The sequence below is a fragment of the Umezawaea sp. NPDC059074 genome, assembly GCF_042738955.1.
Taxonomy (GTDB): Bacteria; Actinomycetota; Actinomycetes; order Mycobacteriales; family Pseudonocardiaceae; genus Umezawaea.
This window is the reverse complement of record NZ_JBHYHC010000070.1, coordinates 1-19,618: the sequence shown is the minus strand read 5'-3', so window position 1 is coordinate 19,618 and position 19,618 is coordinate 1. Positions and strand designations below refer to the sequence as shown.

The following is a 19,618-nucleotide window of genomic DNA, read 5'->3' as shown; positions in this document are numbered from 1 at the left end:
TCCAAGCTATCCGGCACCTCTGTGTACCGGGTCCGAGGACCACAGTAGATGGCCCGTTCGGTGACGGTGGCAATGGCCCGGTTACTGAATCGAACAACCTGGGCGACTTTCCGGAAAGCCGATTAATGCGACTTTTCTCGGCTTTCTGGGCGCCCAGCCTTTGTTACCGGCCGGAAACCTTATTAAAACCTCAAATCACATTCTCATGATTCGGGAAGCGTCCAGCTGTCGTAGGGCGGGCGCTGCTCGCCGTCCGGCCCGGTCTCCCAGATGGGAGCGGTCGACTCGAGGTCCCGCACCGGTGTCAAGTAGGTCGTCTTCTCCGACGCGGTCGACTCGTCGACCTTCTCGGCGGGCTCGGGCTCGCCGGGCTCGGCGACGTGGTGGCCCGCCCGTTCCAACCGATCGGGTGAGATGGGTGACACAGGCGTCTCAGCCGACGAGATCCAGTCCGCGATCTCCTCGCTCGCCGTCTGCTCGGCCCCCGGATCGGACCGGCGACCGGTCTCGTAGGCGACCAGCGCCTCGGTCAGCAGCTCGGCGAGGCTCAGGTCGCTCTTGTGCCGCCGCGACGCCCGCGCCGCGCTCGGCACCTCGATCGTCCGGTCGCCCACCACCACGGCGGTGACGAACGGGTCCGGGTCGTCGGCGGGCAGCGGTTCCTCGGCGGGCACCCGCCGGGGCAGCGCCGGGGCGTCCGGCAGGTCGTCCTCGACGTCGGCCGAGGTGAGGAACCGCGACCCGAGGTCGAACCCGCTGCTGGTCGGCGGCATGGGGATGGGGTCGGGCTGCGGGATGGGGTCCGGGTCGGGGATCGGCGGGATCTGGCTCGGCTCGGGCACGTGGGGAACCTGGTCCGGCTCCGGCGTGTACGGCACCGGGTCCGACTCGGGTTCCGGCTCCGGGGCGCGAGACGGCTTGGGCATCGGGATGCTGAGGTGCTCCAACGACCGCGAGAAGTCGGACCGGTAGTCCAGTTCGGCGGCCGTGTGACCGCCGTGGGCGGCGCGGTCGGCCTGATCGGCGCGATCACGGTCGGCCCGGTCACGATCCGCGAGATCGCGGTCTGCCCGGTCGCGGTCGGCGAGATCAGCGCGGTCACGGGCGGCGAAGTCGCGATCAGCGCGGTCGGCGAAGTCGCGGTCGACAAGGTCAGCGTGGTCGCGGAGAGCGAAGTCGCGATCAGCGCGGTCACGATCGGCGAGATCGCGGGCCGCGTGATCGGAGAAGTCGCGGTCGGCTCGATCGCGGTCGGCGAGATCGGCGCGGTCGTGGGTGGTGTCGGGCACCGGAGGAGTCGCGTCGGTGGTGTTCCAGCTGTGCGGCGTGCCGGTCGCCCAGTTCTGCGGGGCCCATCCCGGTGAGTCGTCGGTGCGCTCTTCGGGTTCCCGGTCGGCTTCGGAACCGCTTTGCACCGCGGTCGCGTCGAAACCGGCCTCGTGACCGCCTTCGGAATCCGGACGGCTCAGCCCCTGCCGGAAGTGGAGCCCGAAGTCGTAACCGGTGTCGGACACCGGGGTGTCCTGCCGGAAATCGTGAGTGGGCTGACCGGATTCCGCCGTCGCGGGGAAACCGTCGCCGAAGTCGTGCGCCGACCGGGGAGCGGAATCCGGAACGGGTGGGAAGTCGCCGAGGACAGGCAGCGGCGGTGCGGCGGGCGCGGCGTCGGTGGGCTCGGAGCCCGGCTGCTGGTGCTGGGGGACGCCTGCCTGGTGGCCCGCCGGGTCGAAGCCCGCGGTGAAGTCCGGGACCGGGTCCGAAGGCCAGGTCTGGGAGGGCTGCGCGGGCGGGGTGGCGTTGGTGCGGAAGCCCGAACGGCCGAAGGAGTCGGAAGGCAGCATGAAGTCCGGAGTCGGCGGCTGCTGGCCTTGGGGAGCCGCCGGGGAGTTCTGGGAAGCGTCGGCGGCCGGAGCGCCGGGGTGGGCCGCCGGAGGGTGGTTCGCGGACCGCGGGTCCGGCTGCCGCGTCGGGTCCGAGGCCGGGCGGAAACCGGTGCGGCCCAAGGAGTCAGCACCCAGGTGGAAGTCCGGGCCGATGTGCGGGGGGCCGGCCTGGAACTGCTGGTCCGGACCGGGCTGGGGCTGGTCCACACCGGTGTCGGGGGTGGACTGGTGCGTCGACCTCGGGGGTTCCGGCGGGCGCGGGGCTTCCACGCCGGACGGGGGGTTGGGCCCGGCGGGCGTGGTCGAGCGCGGGTCACGGGCGGTGGGGATCACCGGGCCCTTGGCGAAGGCCGCGCTGATCCCGGTCGACGGGTGCTCCACGGGGTGACCGTCCGCGCCGACCACCGGGTGGACCATGGTCGGGGCGTCGAAGAGGTTCGCCGGTTTCGGCGGCTCCTCCTCCGACCGGAGGCGCTGCGGGGGTTCCACCCGCCACTTCGGGGTCTCCGGCTCGGGACGCTGGTCGGGCTGGGACTCCGCCGCCGGAACCGCTGGGGCCGACTCGGCCGGGGCGGGCGGTGCCGGGAAGCCCTGCGCCGACTGGAAGTTCTGGACCGACTGGGAGGCCGGGTCCGACAGCGGAACCGCCGGACCGTTCTGAGCCGCTGCGCCGTTCTGAGCCGCCGGGGGGTTCTGGGCGACTGGGGCGTTCGGTGCCGCCGGAGCGGGCTGGGCGGGCGAGGTGGTCTGGGCCGCGGTGTCGTCGTCGGTGTCCGGGGCTCGCCTGCGGCCGCCCGCGCGGCGCTTGCCGAGCAGGCCCTGCGCCTTGAGCGAGTCCAGGACGTTCGCCACCTCGGCAGTGGTGTCCGGGGTGGGTTCCGCGGCCTGCGGCTCGGGAGCGGCGGGCTGGGCGGGTGGCGCGGTGGCCCACGGCGGGGTGGGGACCAAGGGTTCGACGGGTGGCGTCGGCGTCGGGGTGGTGTCGTCCTCGGCCGCTTCACGGGCGGCGCGGCGGCGGCCGCTGCGCATGGCGCCCGCGGCGGCGATCAGGCCGGTGGCGGGGACGGCCGTGCCGTCCGCCTGCTGCGGGTCGGTGGTGTGCTGGTCGGTCGTGGGTTCGCGGTCCTCGGCACGGCGGCGACCGCCCGCCGTCGCCGCCGGATCTGACTGCGGCTCTTGGTCCGCGGCCCCGAAGGGCTGGACCAGGCGCCAGCGGTCGGCGGCGTGGGCGCGGGCCGCGGAGATGCCCTCCACGGTCATGTCCTCCGCCGCGCGGAGGGCGCGCTTCACGCGCGGACCCTCCTGCTGCTTGGGGGCCTGCAGCACGGGCCGCCATTGGCGGAGCTGCTGCTTCAACTCGGGCGCCAGCACCGCGTCCGCGGGCGGGTGGCTGCCGCGCATCGCGCCCTGCGCGGACGCGGCGCGCCCGTCGCCGGGGCGCAGGAGGGAGCCGAGCTGCTCGTGGGGGCTGACGGGCTGGCGGTGGGCTCCGGAGAACTCCGCCGCCAAGCGGGCGCGCACGGCGTAGACGGCGCGGGCCCGACGCCGTTCGGCGGCGTGGGCCGAGCGCAGGTCGGTCAGGGCCTCGGCGAGGTCGCCGGAGACCTCGTGGACGTGGGCCAGCGCCAGCAGGCTCTCCGCGAGGAGGGTGTCCAGCTGGTGGCGCTGGGCGCTGTCGGCGGCGTCGCGGAGCATCCCGCGCGCGATGTCGACCCGGCCCGCGGGCAGGTGGACGCGCGTGGCGAGCGCCAGCCGCAGCCAGCCGACGTCCCCGGCGGACGGGGCGCGCACCGGGAGGTCGAGCAGCGGCGAGCCGATCTCCGAGGCCTCGCCCAGGCGGTTGGAGTCCATCAGGGCGCAGACCAGTTCGAGGGTCAGCCTGGCCCGGACCTGACCGCTGTCGACGGTCGGGTCGCCCAGTTCGGCCAGCAGTTCCAGGCCCTTGCCCGCCGCGTCGGTCGCGGCCTGGAGGTCGCCCCAGCGGCGGTGCTGCGCCGCCGCGGAGGCGTGCAGCAGGCCGCGTTGCAGCAGCCGGGTGTCGGCGTCGAGCAGGGTGTCGGACACGTAGAGCTGGTCGGCCTCGCTGAGCGCCATGGCCAGCTGCGGGCCGCGGCCGATGGTGACCAGGCAGTCGCCCGCCTGCACCAGCGCGGCGGCGCGGAGGGCGTTCGGCACGCCCTCCGCGGCCAGCACCGGGCGGACCGCGCCGAAGCCCGTCGTCAACGGGGCTCCGACGGCGGTCGCGCACGCGAGTTCGTTCCGCAGGCGCCAGGAGGTCTCCTGCTCGCCCGCCTTGTCGGACGCGCGGAGCGCGTCCAGGGCGCGGTCCGCGATGCGGACACCGCGACCCATCCGGTTGCTGGCGAAGATCACCAGGGACTCCGCCCGCAACCGGTCCACCTCGTCACGGCGGGTGGAGGCGAGCGCCACGGCACGCTCCCCGAGCACCAGAGCCAGCTCCGGTGCCCGCCAACGCAGCCGCCAGGCGGGCACGACCAGCGTGCTCACCTCGACGTCCGCCTGCGCTTCGCCTCTCGCCGCCATGCGTCCCGGCTCAGTCCCTGGTCAGCTTGCGGTAGGTGACCCGGTGAGGCCTCGCGGCCTCGGCGCCGAGACGGCTGAGCTTGTTCTTCTCGTAGCCCTCGAAGTTGCCCTCGAACCAGTACCACTTGGACGGGTCCTCGTCCGTGCCCTCCCAGGCCAGGATGTGGGTCGCCACGCGGTCCAGGAACCACCGGTCGTGCGAGATCACGACGGCGCAGCCGGGGAACTGCTCGAGCGCGTTCTCCATCGAGCCGAGCGTCTCGACGTCCAGGTCGTTCGTCGGTTCGTCCAGCAGGATCAGGTTGCCGCCCTGCTGGAGGGTCATGGCCAGGTTCAGCCGGTTGCGCTCACCGCCGGAGAGCACGCCCGCGGGCTTCTGCTGGTCCGGCCCCTTGAAGCCGAAGGCGCTGACGTACGCCCGCGAGGGCATCTCGACGTTGCCGACGTGGATGTAGTCGAGGCCGCCGGAGACGGTCTCCCACACGGTCTTCTTGGGGTCGATGCCCGAGCGGTTCTGGTCGACGTAGGACAGCTTGACCGTCTCGCCGACCTTGACCTTGCCCTCGTCCGGGTCCTCGAGCCCGACGATGGTCTTGAACAGCGTCGTCTTGCCGACGCCGTTCGGGCCGATGACGCCGACGATGCCGTTGCGCGGCAGGTCGAACGTCAGGTCGTCGATGAGGACGCGGTCGCCGAAGCCCTTCTTGAGGTCGTTCACCTCGACCACGACGCTGCCCAGTCGCGGGCCCGGCGGGATCTGGATCTCCTCGAAGTCGAGCTTGCGGGTCTTCTCCGCTTCGGCCGCCATCTCCTCGTAGCGGTCGAGGCGGGCCTTCGACTTGGCCTGGCGGGCCTTGGCGCCCGACCGGACCCAGTCCAGCTCGTCGCGCAGCCGCTTCTGGAGCTTCTGGTCCTTCTTGCCGGAGATGGCCAGGCGCTCGGCCTTCTTCTCCAGGTAGGTCGAGTAGTTGCCCTCGTACGGGTGGGTCTTGCCACGGTCGATCTCGAGGATCCACTCGGCGAGGTTGTCGAGGAAGTACCGGTCGTGAGTGACGGCGAGGACGGCGCCCGCGTACCCGGCGAGGTGCTGCTCCAGCCACAGGACGCTCTCCGCGTCCAGGTGGTTGGTGGGCTCGTCGAGCAGCAGCAGGTCGGGCTTGCTGAGCAGCAGCTTGCACAGCGCGACCCGGCGGCGCTCGCCACCGGAGAGCTTGGTGACGTCCGCGTCCGGCGGCGGGCACCGGAGGGCGTCCATCGCCTGGTCGAGCTGGGAGTCGATGTCCCACGCGTTGGCGTGGTCCAGCTCCTCCTGGAGCGTCCCCATCTCCTCCATCAGCTCGTCGGAGTACTCCGTCGCCATCTTCTCGGCGATCTCGTTGTACCGGTCGAGCTTCACCTTGATCTCGCCGAGGCCCTCCTCGACGTTGCCGAGGACCGTCTTCTCCTCGTTCAGCGGGGGCTCCTGCTGGAGGATGCCCACCGTGTAGCCGGGAGCCAGGTACGCCTCACCGTTTCCCGGTGTGTCCAGACCGGCCATGATCTTGAGGACGCTCGACTTGCCCGCCCCGTTGGGGCCGACGACGCCGATCTTGGCACCGGGGAGGAACATGATCGTGACGTCATCAAGGATGACCTTGTCCCCGTGCGCCTTGCGCACCTTCTTCATGGTGTAAATGAACTCGGCCATGGCCGCGATCGTAGAGCGGTGCCGATCCGGCCAGAACCGCGGTTGCCAGCAGCGCGTCTTTCGACACTGAAGAGTTAACTCCGACGAGGGTCACCCACACCTGCAACACACCCCGTTCGGGGTAGGCGATCAGTGGTTGCGCAGTGCGTTGACCAGCTCATCCTTGGACATGCTCGACCGGCCGTCGATGTCAAGTTCCGACGCCCGCTTCCGCAGGTCCTCCACGGTCCACTCCTCGTAACTGGCCGCGCGGCCGCCTCGGGCCCCGACCTCCGACCTTCCCTCCTTCGCGCTCGCGTTGGCGATCCGGGCGGCCTTCTCCTTCGAGTCGCCCTCGTCGCGCAGCTTCCGGTACAGCTCTTCGTCCTTGATGCTCGGGTTGGGCATCTCCTCCACCTCCGCAAGAGAGTTACCCCAAGCGGAGGCGCGCTCAACCCCTATCCGTCAGAACGGGGCCTCGGCCACCTCCCGGACCCGGTCGTCCTCCTTGCGCGGCGCCACCACGTCCGGCATGCCCGGTATGGGCACGTCGGGCGTCCCGGACCGGCTGTGCTCGACCGTCACCCGGCCCCACCTCAGGTCCGCGCCGACGGCCACCGCCTCGATTTCGACGACGTTCCGCCGTTCCCCCTCCAGCTCGTAGTCGCGGGTGCGGAGCTTCCCGGTGACGATCACCGAGTCGCCCTTCACCAGCGCCCTGGCCACCTCGTCCGCCAGCCGCCGCCAGCACGTCACGTGCAGGAACAGCTTGTCCCCGTCCACGAAGTCCTTGGCGTCCTGGTCGTACCGCCGAGCCACGGACAGGACCCGGAAGGTGGCCCGGCTGTAACCCAGGGCGAGCTCCCGGTGCGTGACCTGGCTCGCCACGACGCCGACCACGGTGATCGCCGTTTCGTTCCAACCCATCCCCATGCCTCCTGATTCCCCGATCTCGGTTCCGCCGGATCAAGCTTCCGACCTGCGACTTCACTGCGGAAGCCCGAATTCCGGAACTGTGGACAACTCCCCTGCCTGTGGACAACTCGCGATCTTGGAACCGAAATCGTCGGACCCGCGTGCTAGCGCCCGACAAATGAGTGAGCGCTCACTCCTTGACATGAGTGAGCGCTCACTCATACAGTGACGGCATGCCAGAGGAAGCCACCCCCCGTCGTCGCCGAGCACCGGCGATGAGCCTGGAGGACCGCCGTGAGGCGCTCGTCCTGGCCACGATCCCGCTGCTGCTCGAACACGGCGCGAACGTCACCACCAGCCAGATCGCCAAGGCGGCGGAGGTCGCGGAGGGCACGGTCTTCCGGGCTTTCAAGGACAAGCGGGAGCTCCTGGTCAGCGCGCTCAAGCGCGCCATGGAGCCCGACACCGAACTCGACCTGATCGACCACATCCCGCCTACCGACCCGATCGAGCAGCGGCTGATCGGCGCCGTCAACGCCGTCACCGGCTACCTGAACCGCATGTGGTCGCTCATGAGCGCCCTGCGCGACACCGGGTTCGACCCGCACGACGACGAGGACCGCAAGGAGCGCAAGGGCCCGCCCGAGGGCATGCAGCGGGTCATGGGCCGGATCGCCGGGCTGTTCGAGCCCGACGCCGCTCAGTTGCGCGTCGAGCCCGCACTGGCCGCCCGGCTGCTGATGGGGATCGTGTTCACGAACCGCATGCAGCACGAGGGTTTCGGCGAGGGCATGGCGGAACCGGAGCAGCTCGTCGAGCTGTTCCTGCACGGCACCATCCGGACAGGGGGAGAGAAATGACCGACCTGATGATCGAGGCGCGGGACGTCACCAAGGCGTTCGGCGACGTCAGAGCGCTCGACGGGGTGAGCATCGAGGTGCCCAGGGGCACGGTGCTCGGCCTGCTCGGCCACAACGGGGCGGGCAAGACCACGCTCGTCAACGTGCTGACCACGTTGCTGCCGCCCGATTCCGGCACCGCGCGGGTCGCCGGGTTCGACGTGGTCGGCCAGGCGCACGACGTGCGCAGCCGGATCGGCCTCACCGGCCAGTTCGCCGCCGTCGACGAGCAGCTGTCCGGCACGGACAACCTGGTGCTGATCGCCCGGCTGCTCGGCGCGTCGCCGCGGGAGGCCCGGCAGCGGGCGGGCGAGCTGCTGGAGCTGTTCGACCTCGCCGACGCGGCCAAGCGCCCGTCCCGCACCTACTCCGGCGGCATGCGCAGGCGCCTCGACCTGGCCGCGGGCCTGGTCGGCCACCCGGACGTGATCTTCCTCGACGAGCCGACCACCGGCCTGGACCCGTCGAGCCGCCTGAGCATGTGGGAGATCGTGGAGAGCCTGGTCTCCGACGGCACCACGGTCCTGCTGACCACGCAGTACCTCGACGAGGCCGACCGGCTGGCCGACTCGATCACCGTCCTGTCCGAGGGCCGCGTCGTCGCCTCGGGCACCAGCGCGGAGCTCAAGGCCCAGGTCGGCCAGCGCTCGGTCACCGTGACCTTGGCCGCCGCGGCCGACCTGCCGAAGGCCCAGCGGTCGCTGGAGCTGGCGGGCCTGCACCCGGTGCTCGACGCCGAGCGCAACACCCTCACCGCGCCCGTGACCGCCTCGCGCGAGCTGGCCGTCGTGGTGCGCGCCCTGGACGAGGTCGGCCTGGAGGCCAGCGAGCTGGCCCTGGGCGAACCGACGCTCGACGACGTGTACCTCACCCTCGCCGCCAACAAGGCCGCCTGAACAGGAGATGGGCATGACCACCACGCTCGCTCGAACGCCCGCCCCGACGGCGACCACCACGTGGCGCGGCAGCGGTTTCGGCACCCAGGTGCTGGTCCTCACGCAGAGATCCCTCCGCGCGGTCGTCAGCGACCCCCGCATGGTGATCTTCAGCGTGCTCCAGCCGTTGATCATGCTGACGCTGTTCAGCCAGATCTTCAGCAGCATCGCGAACACCCCCGGCTTCCCGCAGGGCGTGGCCTACATCGACTTCCTGATGCCCGCCATCCTGGTCAACACGGCCATGCAGTCCGCGCTGCAAGCGGGCGTCGGGCTGGTGACGGACATGAAGAACGGCGTCCTGGCCCGGTTCCGCTCGCTGCCGATCCGGCTCAGCTCCGTGCTGATCGCCCGCAGCCTGTCCGACCTGGTGCGCACGGCGTTCCAGCTGCTCGTCATGATCACGTTCGCGGTGCTGATCTTCGGCTTCTCCCCCGCGGGCGGGTTCCTCGGGGTCGTCGCCGCGCTGGCGCTCGCGCTGATCGTCGGCTGGGGGCTCGGCTGGGTGTTCCTCGCCATCGCCGCCTGGCTGCGCAACGCCGAGCTGATGCAGACCGTCGGCTTCCTGGCGATCTTCCCGCTGATGTTCGCCTCCAGCGCCTACGTGCCGATCACCGGCCTGCCGGGCTGGTTGCAGGCCATCGCCAACGTCAACCCGCTCACCCACGCCGTGGACGCCGCCCGCGGCCTCGCGCTGGCCCAGCCGGTGACCGGCGCGGTCGCCGCGATCGTCACCAGCCTGGTCATCGCCGCGGTCGGCGGGGCCTTCGCGGTGAAGGGCTTCCGCAAGCCGCTCTAGTCCTTCGAGCCGGACATCTTCCTCAACATCGCGTTGTACGCGGCCAGGTCCGCGTCACCGTCGCCGTCCGCCCGCCGGTCCGACCGGCGGGCGTCGCGGTTGTCGGACCTGGCCCACTGCACCAGCAGCGCCACCATCACCACGAGCAGCGGCAGTTCCCCGGCCGCCCAGGCGATGCCGCCGCCGAGCCGCTGGTCCTCCAGCTGCGAGGAGATCCACGGCAGGCCGAGCGAGCGGTAGAAGTTGTCGCCGATCACGGTCTGCGAGCTCATCAGCGTGATGCCGAAGAACGCGTGGAACGGGATCGACGCGAACAGCAGGCCCAAGCGCCCCAACGGGGGCAGGCGGTTGGGGGCCGGGTCGATGCCGATCACCGGCCAGTAGAAGACGTAGCCGACCAGGATGAAGTGGGCGTTCATCGCCAGGTGCGCCCAGTGGTTGGGCAGCGCGGCGTCGAACAGGCCGGAGAAGTACAGGCCGTAGAACGACCCCACGAACAGGAACAGCGCGACGAACGGGTTCGTCAGCACCTTCGCGACCGGCGACTGCACGAACGCGAGGATCCAGTCGCGTGGACCGGTCGGTCCGTCCTTGCCCGACGTCGGCAGCGCGCGCAGCGCGAGCGTGACCGGGCCGCCGAGCACCAGCAGGATCGGGGCCAGCATGGACAGCAGCATGTGCGCTTCCATGTGCACGCTGAACATCGCGGGCGCGTACCGGCCGACACCCGACGAGGTGGCGAACAGGATCGTGAAGCAGCCCATCACCCACGCGACCGTGCGGCCGACCGGCCACGTGTCGCCGCGCTTGCGCAGTCGGCGGACGCCCAGCAGGTACAGCACCGCGAGCGCGATGGCGGCGGTGCCGAACAGCAGGTCGAACCGCCAGTCGAAGAACAGCCGGAACGCCGTGGGCGCGCCCGCGAGGTCGTAGCCGATGCGCAGTTCCACGGTGCTCGGCAGCGCCTTGCCGTCGGTCGGCGGGGGCGTGCGGCTCAACGCCGACGCGATGCCGAGCGTGACGAACATCAGCAGGACCTCGATGCCCGCCAGCTTCAGCAGGGCCGCGCCGGACCCGGTCTCCACGACGTCGCGCACGCCGCGGATCCGTTGCAGGTAGCCGAAGCCGCCGAGCAGCAGCAGCGCCACCGTCTTGGCCACGACGAGCAGCCCGTAGTTCGTGGTGAACAGGTCGCCCAGCGGGAGCCGCACCAGCGCGTTGACGACGCCGGAGGCGGCCATCACGATCCAGCAGACCAGCGCCACCGCGGAGAACCGGGTCGCGGCCAGCGCCAGGTTCGCGCCGCGTCGGCGGCCGTGCGCCAGCAGCGCGATGAGCCCGCCGACCCACAGCGCGGCGGCCACGAGGTGGAACAGCAGGCTGTTGGTGGCCATGTCGTGCGAGCCGCCGCCCGACGAGTGGCCGGTGACCGCGACCGGCACGAGCGCGAACAGGGCCAGGAAGAACAGGACCGCGGTCCAGCCCCACGACAGGACGATCGTGCTGCCCAGCGCGATGAGCGCCACGATCACGGCGGTGAACATCCACGCGCGCGCCTGCTCGATCAACCCGGCCGCCTGGAACAGCTCGGCCGGGTTCAGCATCGTCGACACAGGTTGGCCGAACGCGTCGGCCGCGGTGAACGGCACGGCCAGCACCGAGCCGAACGTCCACAGCAGCGCGGTCCACCCGGCGGTGCGCAGCGCGGCGTAGCCGTCGGCGGCCAGCAGCCCGGAAGCCTGCGGCGCCACCAGGAACGCGGCCAGCAGCAGCGACCCGATGGTCACCACGGCGGCCGACTCGGTGAGCACCCGCACGACGATCAGGCCGATGCGGTCGTTGCCCGTGGCCGACGACAGCCCGGCCGCGACCAGCGCCGCGATCCCGGACCCGACCACCAGCAGGGGGACCAGTCCCGTTCGCCTCCTGCGGGGGCTCGGCGGGGTCTGGACGTCGGCGAGGGCTTCGGAGGACACGCATCGAGCCTAGGCCGCCTGTCACGTCCCCCACCAACCGCAGGACGTGGGGGAACGCACCCACTACGGTTTCGCCCCGTGACCCGCCCCTCTCGCGCGCTGCCGTTCCTGTTGGCGGCCTTGGCCCTCGCGGGCTGCAGCTACAGCGTCAACGGCTCGGCGCTCCCCGACCCGAGCGCCACCACGACCGCCGCCGTGAAGACCTCGACGCCGTCGGCGTCATCGGCCCCGACGGGCCCCGCGCCGAAGATCGCCAAGCCCCGCACGGTGACCGGCGTCGACCCGTGCAAGATGCTCGACGCGGCGGACCTCAAGGCCATCGGCGCGTTCAAGCGGGAACCGCGCCGCCAGGACGACGCCGTGCAGGAGTCGTGCCAGTTCGTGCTGGACGACGGCAGCGCGAACGGGCGGACCGTGCTGACGGCCCTCTACCAGCGCTACGAGCAGGTGCGGGACCGGCAGAAGGGCGGGCAGGAGCAGCTCGTGGACGGCCACTCGACGTGGCTGTTCTGCCAGCTGAACGGCCCCGAGGAGGTCTGCACGGCCACGATCGCGGTCAACGCGAACCGCAGCATCCTGGTCGCGATGACCCAGACCGGCGGCAGGCCCGAGCAGATGGTGGCGGCCATGGCGCCGCTGCTCAAGGCAGCGCTGGCGCGGATTCCGGTCGCGTAGCGGCGAGTTCGCGGCGGCGGGAGCGGGCGGCGAGCAGGACCGCGGGCGCCATCAGGGCGCAGACGACCGCGACGAAGCCCAGCGACACCGTGAGCGAACTGAGGTGGGCGAGGCCGCCGACGATCGGCGGCCCGGCCAGGAACCCCGTGTACGCGACGGTCGTGACCAGGCCGAGTTCCCTCTCGCCGCCGGTGCCGTCGGCCCGGCGACCGGCGTCCCCGGCCAGGTCCATCACGACCGGGAACGCGAACGCGAGCCCCAGCCCGGCGAGCGCGAACCCGACGTAGCCCGACGCCGCGACCGGGACGAGCACCGCGCCCGCGAGGCCGATCGAGGCCACCACCGCGCCGCCGACCAGCAGCCGGTACGGGCCCCACCGGCGCTGCACGGGCTCCCCCGCCAACCGGGCGCAGGCCATCGTGATGGAGAACACGGCGTACGCGGCCGCCGCGGCGGCGTCGCCCATCCCCCGCTCCCGCACCAGGAACAGCGCGGACCAGTCGGCCGACGCGCCCTCGGCGATGGCGGAGCAGAACGCGATCCCGGCCAGCAGCCAGAGGACCGGGCGGCGCAGCACGGTCGGCCGCGCGACGGCGGTGTCCCGGCCGCGCTCACCGGCGTCGCCGGGGACTCGGCGGGCGACCAGCGCCAGCACGACCAGTCCGACTGCCGAGGCGACCAGGAAGTGGCGGGTCGGCCCCCAGCCCGCGGCCGCGGCGAACGCGGCCCCGACCGAGCCGATCAGGCCGCCGAAGCTGAAGCCCGCGTGGAACTGCGGCATCAGCGGCCGGTCCAGTTCGCGCAGGACGCCGACCGCGGCGATGTTCATCGACACGTCCAGCGCGGCGATGCTCGCGCCCAGCAGGAACAGCGCCAGGCCGAGGTGCACGGGCGTGGACGTGAGAGCCAGCAGCGGCAGGACAGCGGCGCTCGCGACACCGCTGACCAGCACGACGCGGCGGGCGCCGAAGGCGGCGCAGAGCCGTGCGGCGAACGGGGCGGTCAGGGCCAAGCCTGTGCTCGCGCCGAGCAACGCGAGGCCGAGCGTGCCCTCCTCGGCGCCGACCTGCGCCGCGAGCGCGGGGACGCGGGCGGCCCACGAGCCGAAGACCGCGCCGTTGAAGACGAAGACGACGAACACGGCAAGTCGTGGGGACAGCAAGGCGGTCCTCCTTCTCGGGGTCGGGCCCCAGCATGACTGAAGCGCTTCAGATCCGTCCAGTCCGATCACCGCGACCAGTGGCTACTCTCTGCGGTGTGGACCTGGCCCGACCGCGCAAGCCGACCCTCGACACCGTCGCCGGTGTCGTCGGGGTTTCGCGCGCGACGGTGTCCAACGCCTACAACCGCCCGGACCAGCTCTCCGCCGCCCTGCGCGAGCGGATCATGGCCGCGGCGCTCGACCTCGGCTACGCCGGACCGGACCCCGTGGCCCGCAGCCTCGCGACCCGCTCCAGCGCCGCCGTCGGCTTCATGCTCGGCCAGCCGCTCACCGCGGCGTTCTCCGACCCCGCGGTCACCGTGGTCCTCGACGGTCTCGCGTCCACAGTGGACGGCCGGGACCACTGCCTGGTGCTGATGCCGGGAAACGAGACCGGCGGACCGCGACCGGAGACAGTGGCCAGGGCGCAGGCCGACGTGTTCGTGGCGTACTCGCTGCCCGACGACGCGCCCGCCCTCGCCGCCGTGCGCGCCCGCGGCCTGCCGATGCTGGTGATAGACCAACCGGTCCTGCCCGGCACCGCGCGCGTCGAGGTGGACGACACCGGTGGCGCCCGTTCGGCCGCGGAGCACCTGCTCCTGTTGGGCCATCGGCGTTTCGGCGTCCTCACGTTCGCGCTGCGCCCCGGCGGTCATTCCGGCCCGGTCGACGCGCGCCGACGGGCCGAGGCGACGTTCCGGGTCAGCAGGGACCGGCTGACGGGCTTCCTCGACGTGCTGGCCGACGCCGGGATCACCGACGTGCCGGTCTGGGAGTCGGGCGGCAGCAGACGCGAGCTGGGCCGCACGGGCACGAGGTGGCTGCTGGAGCAGGACCCCAGACCCACGGCCCTGCTCTGCGCGTCCGACGAGCTCGCCTTCGGCGCCCTCCAGGCCGTGCGCGACGCCGGGCTGTCCACGCCCGCCGACGTGTCGGTCACCGGCTTCGACGACGTGCCCGACGCCCGCAACGCCGAACCGCCGTTGACGACGGTGCGGCAACCGCTGGCCGAAAAGGGACGAAGAGCCGGCGAACTCGCATTGCGGCTGCTCGACGGAGAAAGCCCCGGCGGACCCGTCAGAGTGCCCGTGGAACTGGTGCGAAGGGCCTCCACCCGCCCTCCGAGGTGATCTGCGTCACTTTTCGCACTGGTTAGCCGATATTCGGGTCTCCGAACGGAAACAACCAAACGTCCTCCGGCGATGAGACCGTTGGGGACGGCTACGCTGCTACCGCACGTGGTCGGCATCCCCTCTAGCCTCCGTAGCTCAGTGGAGAGAGCGAGGGACTTCTAATCCCGAGGTCGCAGGTTCGAATCCTGCCGGGGGCGCCGCAGGTCAGATCGATCCAGAAGGGGTGAGTAAAGCTCGATTGGGAAGGCCTTCGGGTCAGGTCGCGATCACCGTCGCGGCAGAAGGACCAATCCCATTGGGGCCGAATAGCCTACCGAGGTCGCCACGCCAACGATTTAAGGCGACCGAGGGTACGGGTCGATTTACGCACTGTTAGTAGTCACACCGTCCGACCGCACGCGACGATGCGGCAGGTAGGGGTTCACCACCTCCCCTACCTGCCGTTTTCCGCGTACTGCGACGGCCCGTAGCAGAACAGTTACCCAACGGCAAATTCGTCCTGCCGAAGAATGGTGAAAAGGCCACCTGATACGGGCGTATCCCGTTCCGAAAACCCGGTCGAGTGGATTTCCTCAACCGGACAGGCCGGAGCACGCGGCGGGCGGGGGCAGCAGGCCCGCCGCGAAGCGCCCCGGCGAGACCCCCATGACGTCGCGGAACTCGGCGGTCATGTGGGACTGGTCGTAGTAGCCCGCCTCCGCGGCCAGGCTCGCCAGCCGACCCTCCCCCGCTCCCGCCAGCACGGTCCGCACGCGGTCGAGCCGGACGAAGTGCTTGGGCGAGACGCCGACCGCGTCGCCGAACACCGCGCGCAGGTGCCGTTCGCTGACGTGGAGCGCGCGGGCGGTGGAGCGGACGGTTCCGGTGCGCAGCAACCGGATCGCCTCGCGCGCCAGGTCGCCCCGGTCGTCGCGGCCCGCCCGCCGCGCCAGAGCGGCTCGCACCGCGTGGACGTCCGCGGCGTCGCGGTCGCCCCACAGGTCGCGCAGCGGCACCACCCGGTCCACCAGGTCCCGCACCGGCAGGCCCAGCGCCCCGGCGCGGCCGGGCCGGAGGCGGATCATCACGCACGACCGGAACGCCTTGGGCGCGTGGTAGCGGGCACGGGTGCGCGGCCCGATGACCACGACCACCCCCTCCCGCAGCGCGAGGGTCGTGGCGTGGTCGGGTTCGGCCAGCACGGCGTTCTCCAGCCCCGTACCCGGCGTCGCGACGCTCACCCGCGCGATCCACGGCCGCAGTTCGTCGGACACCCGCAGGACCCGCTCGGCGTAGCTCACCAGCCAACGGTAGGCCGGTTCGCGCCCCGCGGGTGTGCCGGAACTTCCTATCGGCCGGGCGCCCGCTCGGGCCACCGTGGCGCCATGATCCTGATCACCGGTGCCACCGGCACCATCGGCCGCGAGGTCGTCCGCCTGCTGGCCGACCGCGACGTCCCCTTCCGCGCCATGTCCCGCGGCTCGACCGGGTTCCGGGCGGACTTCGACGACCCCACGTCGCTGCGCCGCGCGGTGGACGGCGTCGACACCGCGTTCCTGCTGACCGCCCCCGCCACCGCGACCTCCCGCCACGACCTCGCCCTGCTCGACGCGGCCAAGGCTGCGGGCGTCGCGAAGGTGGTGAAGCTGTCCGCGATCGGCACCGGCGAGACCACGCCCGACGGCCGGGTGATCGGCGCGTGGCACCTGGCGGGCGAGCGGGCGCTCCAGGCCAGCGGCCTGGCGTGGACGGTCCTGCGGCCGTCGAGCTTCGCGTCGAACGTCCTGCGCTTCGCCCAGGACGGCGGCCTCGCCAACCTCACCGGTGACGGCAAGCAGGGCGTGGTCGACCCGCGCGACGTGGCCGCCGTGGCCGTCGAGGCGCTGACCGACACCGTCCACAACGGACGGATCTACACGTTGACCGGCCCGGACCTGCTGAGCGTGCCCGAACAGGCCGCCCAGCTGAGCCGCGTGCTGGGCCGTCCGGTCGACACCGTCGAGGTCTCCCCGGAGCACCTGCTCGGCTCCGGCATGGACGAGGAGGCCGCCGCCGAGGTCGCCGCGGGCACCGCGTGGGTGCGCGACGGCCACAACGCGATCGTCACCGACGACGTCGAACGGGTGCTCGGCCGTCCCCCGACCGGCTTCACCACGTGGGCGAGGGACCACGCGGCCCTGTTCGGCTGATCAGCCGTCGAGCCTGCCGGACGCGCTCTCGGGCCGGACCCGGACCGGTCCGACGGCGAGGCTGCCGGACGCGGCCGGGATCGACCCGACCACCGGCAGCCGCACCGACGTGCCCGCCAGGTCCAGCGTGACCTTCGGCAGCCGGGAGGGAGCGCTGATCTGGCTGGTGTCCGCACCCGCGACCACCAGCCCGAGCCGGTGCCCCTGCCGGACGATGTGGTCCGTTGTGGACAGTCGGAACGTCATCGTGTACTTGGTCCCCGGCACCAGCGTCGACGGCGTGCTCAACGACGAGTGGTTCGCCAGGTCGGCCCACCCGCGCGAGATGATCTCGGCGCTCACCGCCGTGGTCGTGGTCGCCGTGTCGCGGTAGCAGGCGTCGTCACCGGTGCGGCTCTCCCCCCAGCAGGACTCGGTGGTCAACGTGCGGATGCCCTCCCCGCTGCGCACGGTCGCGGGGCCGAAGTCGACCAGGAACGCCGAGAGGTGCGCGGTCGACGTGGACGGGCTCGCCGCCACCGTCAGCGACGTGATGCCGGACAGCCGGAGGTCGGCGGTCAACGCCCCGGTGCGGAACAGGGTCCGGGCGGTGGACGTGCTGTCCGGGGAGGCGATCCACGTGGTCGCCGTGTCACGGCCGATGTCGGTGAACGCGGCCGACCCGGTGGACGCCGTCGTGGCAAGCGCGCCGGACGTCGACGGGTACAGCGTCTGCGTCCGGGTGCCCGCGGGCGGCCAGGTCGCGTCCTGCGTCCAGTTGTCCGGCGTGCGCTCGATGGTCGCCTGCGGCTCGGTGTCGATGCCGTTGGGGACGTCCAGCAGGTAGTGGTCGAACCAGCGGTGCAGCGTGTCGACCCACTCGGCGCGGCGGAAGTCGAACGGGTCCACGTGCCCGGTCTGCGACAGCCACAGCTTGCGCGGGGTGCTCGCGGGCAGCGCGTTCCACCACTGCCCGTAGTTCAGCGTCTTCACGTTGAGGTCGGCCTGCCCGTGCACGGCGAACACGCTGGCCTTCACGTTGCCCGCGTTGCGGACGAAGTCCCGCTGGGCCCACATCGGGGTCATGTCGCCGTTCGACGGTGACCCGCTGGTCATCTCCGACCGCACGGCGCCGCAGCGCGACCGGGCGTTGGCGTTCTCGTGGCCGGACGCGAGGCTCGTCGGCGTGCCGAACCCGCTGAACGCGACGCCGTCGGACCGGAACCAGTCGTACCAGGAGCTGATGGCCGCGATCGGGACGATGGTCCGCAGCCCGGCGACGCCGGTGGCCGCGACGCCCTGGGTGATCGTCCCGTCCCACGACTTGCCGATCATGCCCGTCGCGCCGGTGGACCAGGAGGCGGACACCGCGCTGCCGCCCGTCACGGCGGTGTAGCCCGCCGCGCGCCCGTTGAGCCAGTCGACCACCGACTTGCCGGACGACACCTCGGCCCGGCCGCCGGTGTCGAGGCAGCCCCGCGACCGGGAGGTGCCCGCGAAGTCCACCAGCACCACGGCGTAGCCGCGCGGGACGAAGTAGTTGTCGTAGAAGAGGGGGAACTTGACCGGTTTGCCCGCCGAGTCGTACGACTTCTTCTCGGACTCGTTGCCCCGCCCCGCCGACTGGTAGTACGGGCTCGCGTCCATGATCACCGGGACGCGCTGCGTCGTGGCGGGCCGGATGATGTCCGCCGCGACCCGGTCGACGGCGCCGTCGGCGTCCAGGTCGAGCCCGGTGTCGACGTACACGGTCTCCCGGATGGCGTCGGCGAGCGGGAAGACGGGCTGCGTCACCCCGTCCCGCACGGTGAACGCGGGTTCGGCGGCCACCGCGGGCGCCACCCCCGCGCCGAGGACGAGGACTGCCGCTAGTGCACCGATGAGCGATCCGCTGCGCGCCATGCTCCGGACAGTACGAAGGACCCCGCGACCCGGTAAGAGCCGAAAGTCGGATGCCGGGCGGCACAACGGGAACCGGCCGTCGGGGCCACCGTTCGGGGCAACCTCCGCGCGCGTTCGCCACGCCGTTTTTTGTCGTACCCCCTCGTTAACCTCGCAGGTAGTGGTCGGTCGTCCGGAGGGGAGCGATTGTTCATGGACACCATCAGCGTCACGGCGCTGTCGTTCACGGAGTACGTCATGAGCGGCCAGCGCGGGAGGATCACCATCCTGACCGAGCAACGGGCGATGTACCTCGCCGAGGACCTGAGGATGTGCGGGTTCTACAACCCGGTGCGGGACGCGATGCGGCGCGCGGTCTCGTCGCCCACGCCCGAGCTGGAGCTGCGCACGGCGGTCATGGGGGCCAACCGCAACGGCCAGCCGAGGGCGTTCGAGGAGTTGGCCGAGGGCTTCCTGCCGTGGCTGAGGAAGACGAGGCCCACCGGCGTCCCGGTGTCGTCGGCCCGGTGGACGGCGGGCGACCTGACGCTGAAGGTGCGGCCCCACCTGGGTTTGCGGCTCCCGGACGGCACCACCGCCGCCGCGCTGGTCTACGTGAAGGAGGCCCCGCTGAGCCGGGAGGCCGCGACGGTGGGCCTGCGGATCCTCCAGCAGACGATGGAGGACACGCTCCCCGGCGGTGAGCCGATGGTCCTCGACGCGCGTCGGGGCCAGGCGTTCAAACTGGGCAAGCGCACCAACCTGGCGAAGCTGGACGCGTTGATCGCCGCCGAGTCAGCGGGCTACGTCACCCACTGGCGCATGAGCGCCTGACGTTCCGGGCGTCGCGAGCGACGTCCGCGGCGGGGGGGGGCGCGGGGGGTCCCGGGGAGGGGCCCCCCCCCCCCCCGCCCCCCGCCCCGGGGCCCCCCCCCCCGCCGAGGCCGCCGAGCACCTGCCGGAC

15 protein-coding genes and 1 tRNA gene are annotated in these 19,618 nt (G+C 72.0%); 8 read left to right on the top strand and 8 right to left on the bottom strand.

Annotation, left to right across the window (positions count from 1 at the left end):
* Positions 1-203: 203 nt before the first annotated feature.
* The 4 genes from ACFWW9_RS27940 to ACFWW9_RS27925 form a co-directional block, all read right to left on the bottom strand.
* A complete protein-coding gene (locus ACFWW9_RS27940) occupies positions 204-4,427 on the bottom strand; it encodes a hypothetical protein (RefSeq protein ID WP_390383956.1) in 4,224 nt (1,407 codons plus the stop codon).
* A 10-nt stretch (positions 4,428-4,437) separates the two neighbouring features.
* Positions 4,438-6,114, bottom strand: coding sequence for an energy-dependent translational throttle protein EttA (ettA, locus tag ACFWW9_RS27935; RefSeq protein ID WP_390383954.1), 1,677 nt, complete (start codon positions 6,112-6,114; stop codon positions 4,438-4,440).
* Positions 6,115-6,243: 129 nt separating this feature from the next.
* On the bottom strand, positions 6,244-6,501 hold the full coding sequence (locus tag ACFWW9_RS27930; RefSeq protein WP_390383952.1) for a Rho termination factor N-terminal domain-containing protein: 258 nt from the start codon (positions 6,499-6,501) through the stop codon (positions 6,244-6,246).
* Between the two features lie 57 nt (positions 6,502-6,558).
* Positions 6,559-7,020: a single-stranded DNA-binding protein gene (locus ACFWW9_RS27925; protein WP_390383950.1), complete on the bottom strand. Its 462-nt coding sequence runs from the start codon at positions 7,018-7,020 to the stop codon at positions 6,559-6,561.
* A gap of 221 nt (positions 7,021-7,241) precedes the next feature.
* Here ACFWW9_RS27925 and ACFWW9_RS27920 point away from each other — a divergent pair, with 221 nt between their 5' ends.
* From ACFWW9_RS27920 to ACFWW9_RS27910, 3 genes are read left to right on the top strand one after another with little or no spacing between them, the layout of a single operon-like run.
* On the top strand, positions 7,242-7,868 hold the full coding sequence (locus tag ACFWW9_RS27920; RefSeq protein WP_390383948.1) for a TetR/AcrR family transcriptional regulator: 627 nt from the start codon (positions 7,242-7,244) through the stop codon (positions 7,866-7,868).
* On the top strand, positions 7,865-8,803 hold the full coding sequence (locus tag ACFWW9_RS27915) for an ATP-binding cassette domain-containing protein (RefSeq protein ID WP_390383946.1): 939 nt from the start codon (positions 7,865-7,867) through the stop codon (positions 8,801-8,803). Before ACFWW9_RS27920 ends, ACFWW9_RS27915 begins: the two co-directional genes overlap by 4 nt.
* A 13-nt stretch (positions 8,804-8,816) precedes the next feature.
* Complete coding sequence (locus ACFWW9_RS27910; RefSeq protein ID WP_390383944.1) at positions 8,817-9,641, top strand: ABC transporter permease; 825 nt, start codon at positions 8,817-8,819, stop codon at positions 9,639-9,641.
* On the opposite strand, the gene ACFWW9_RS27905 is transcribed toward ACFWW9_RS27910, so the two are convergent.
* Positions 9,638-11,617, bottom strand: a complete 1,980-nt coding sequence (locus ACFWW9_RS27905; protein ID WP_390383942.1) for a cytochrome c oxidase assembly protein — start codon at positions 11,615-11,617, stop codon at positions 9,638-9,640. The two genes, ACFWW9_RS27910 and ACFWW9_RS27905, sit on opposite strands and share 4 nt — an antisense overlap.
* A 78-nt stretch (positions 11,618-11,695) precedes the next feature.
* Between ACFWW9_RS27905 and ACFWW9_RS27900 the strand changes: the two genes are divergently transcribed.
* Positions 11,696-12,292: a DUF3558 family protein gene (locus ACFWW9_RS27900; protein WP_390383940.1), complete on the top strand. Its 597-nt coding sequence runs from the start codon at positions 11,696-11,698 to the stop codon at positions 12,290-12,292.
* Here ACFWW9_RS27900 and ACFWW9_RS27895 read toward each other — a convergent pair.
* Entirely contained in the window at positions 12,258-13,451 is a 1,194-nt protein-coding gene (locus ACFWW9_RS27895; RefSeq protein WP_390383997.1) for an MFS transporter, read from the bottom strand. The two genes, ACFWW9_RS27900 and ACFWW9_RS27895, sit on opposite strands and share 35 nt — an antisense overlap.
* Before the next feature lie 98 nt (positions 13,452-13,549).
* Here ACFWW9_RS27895 and ACFWW9_RS27890 point away from each other — a divergent pair, with 98 nt between their 5' ends.
* Both ACFWW9_RS27890 and ACFWW9_RS27885 read left to right on the top strand, forming a co-directional pair.
* Positions 13,550-14,623 (top strand): LacI family DNA-binding transcriptional regulator, encoded by a 1,074-nt coding sequence (locus ACFWW9_RS27890; protein ID WP_390383939.1) that lies wholly within the window; start codon positions 13,550-13,552, stop codon positions 14,621-14,623.
* 127 nt (positions 14,624-14,750) lie between these two features.
* A tRNA-Arg gene (locus ACFWW9_RS27885) sits at positions 14,751-14,823 on the top strand.
* Positions 14,824-15,198: 375 nt separating this feature from the next.
* Here ACFWW9_RS27885 and ACFWW9_RS27880 read toward each other — a convergent pair.
* Positions 15,199-15,906, bottom strand: a complete 708-nt coding sequence (locus ACFWW9_RS27880) for a helix-turn-helix domain-containing protein (protein ID WP_390383937.1) — start codon at positions 15,904-15,906, stop codon at positions 15,199-15,201.
* A gap of 84 nt (positions 15,907-15,990) precedes the next feature.
* Here ACFWW9_RS27880 and ACFWW9_RS27875 point away from each other — a divergent pair, with 84 nt between their 5' ends.
* A complete protein-coding gene (locus ACFWW9_RS27875) occupies positions 15,991-16,794 on the top strand; it encodes an NAD(P)H-binding protein (RefSeq protein WP_390383936.1) in 804 nt (267 codons plus the stop codon).
* On the opposite strand, the gene ACFWW9_RS27870 is transcribed toward ACFWW9_RS27875, so the two are convergent.
* The gene (locus tag ACFWW9_RS27870) at positions 16,795-18,675 is read right to left on the bottom strand and encodes a Xaa-Pro dipeptidyl-peptidase (protein ID WP_390383934.1); all 1,881 of its coding nucleotides are present in this window, start codon (positions 18,673-18,675) and stop codon (positions 16,795-16,797) included.
* Between the two features lie 192 nt (positions 18,676-18,867).
* On the opposite strand from ACFWW9_RS27870, the gene ACFWW9_RS27865 reads away from it, so the two are divergent.
* Positions 18,868-19,488 (top strand): hypothetical protein, encoded by a 621-nt coding sequence (locus ACFWW9_RS27865; RefSeq protein WP_390383932.1) that lies wholly within the window; start codon positions 18,868-18,870, stop codon positions 19,486-19,488.
* The last annotated feature ends 130 nt before the right edge of the window (positions 19,489-19,618 follow it).

Coding starts and splice junctions, on each gene's coding strand:
- ACFWW9_RS27940 (WP_390383956.1), bottom strand. CDS start 4,427: ATGGCGGCGAGAGGCGAAGCGCAGGCGGACGTCGAGGTGAGCACGCTG.
- ettA (WP_390383954.1), bottom strand. CDS start 6,114: ATGGCCGAGTTCATTTACACCATGAAGAAGGTGCGCAAGGCGCACGGG.
- ACFWW9_RS27930 (WP_390383952.1), bottom strand. CDS start 6,501: ATGCCCAACCCGAGCATCAAGGACGAAGAGCTGTACCGGAAGCTGCGC.
- ACFWW9_RS27925 (WP_390383950.1), bottom strand. CDS start 7,020: ATGGGTTGGAACGAAACGGCGATCACCGTGGTCGGCGTCGTGGCGAGC.
- ACFWW9_RS27920 (WP_390383948.1), top strand. CDS start 7,242: ATGCCAGAGGAAGCCACCCCCCGTCGTCGCCGAGCACCGGCGATGAGC.
- ACFWW9_RS27915 (WP_390383946.1), top strand. CDS start 7,865: ATGACCGACCTGATGATCGAGGCGCGGGACGTCACCAAGGCGTTCGGC.
- ACFWW9_RS27910 (WP_390383944.1), top strand. CDS start 8,817: ATGACCACCACGCTCGCTCGAACGCCCGCCCCGACGGCGACCACCACG.
- ACFWW9_RS27875 (WP_390383936.1), top strand. CDS start 15,991: ATGATCCTGATCACCGGTGCCACCGGCACCATCGGCCGCGAGGTCGTC.
- ACFWW9_RS27870 (WP_390383934.1), bottom strand. CDS start 18,675: ATGGCGCGCAGCGGATCGCTCATCGGTGCACTAGCGGCAGTCCTCGTC.
- ACFWW9_RS27865 (WP_390383932.1), top strand. CDS start 18,868: ATGGACACCATCAGCGTCACGGCGCTGTCGTTCACGGAGTACGTCATG.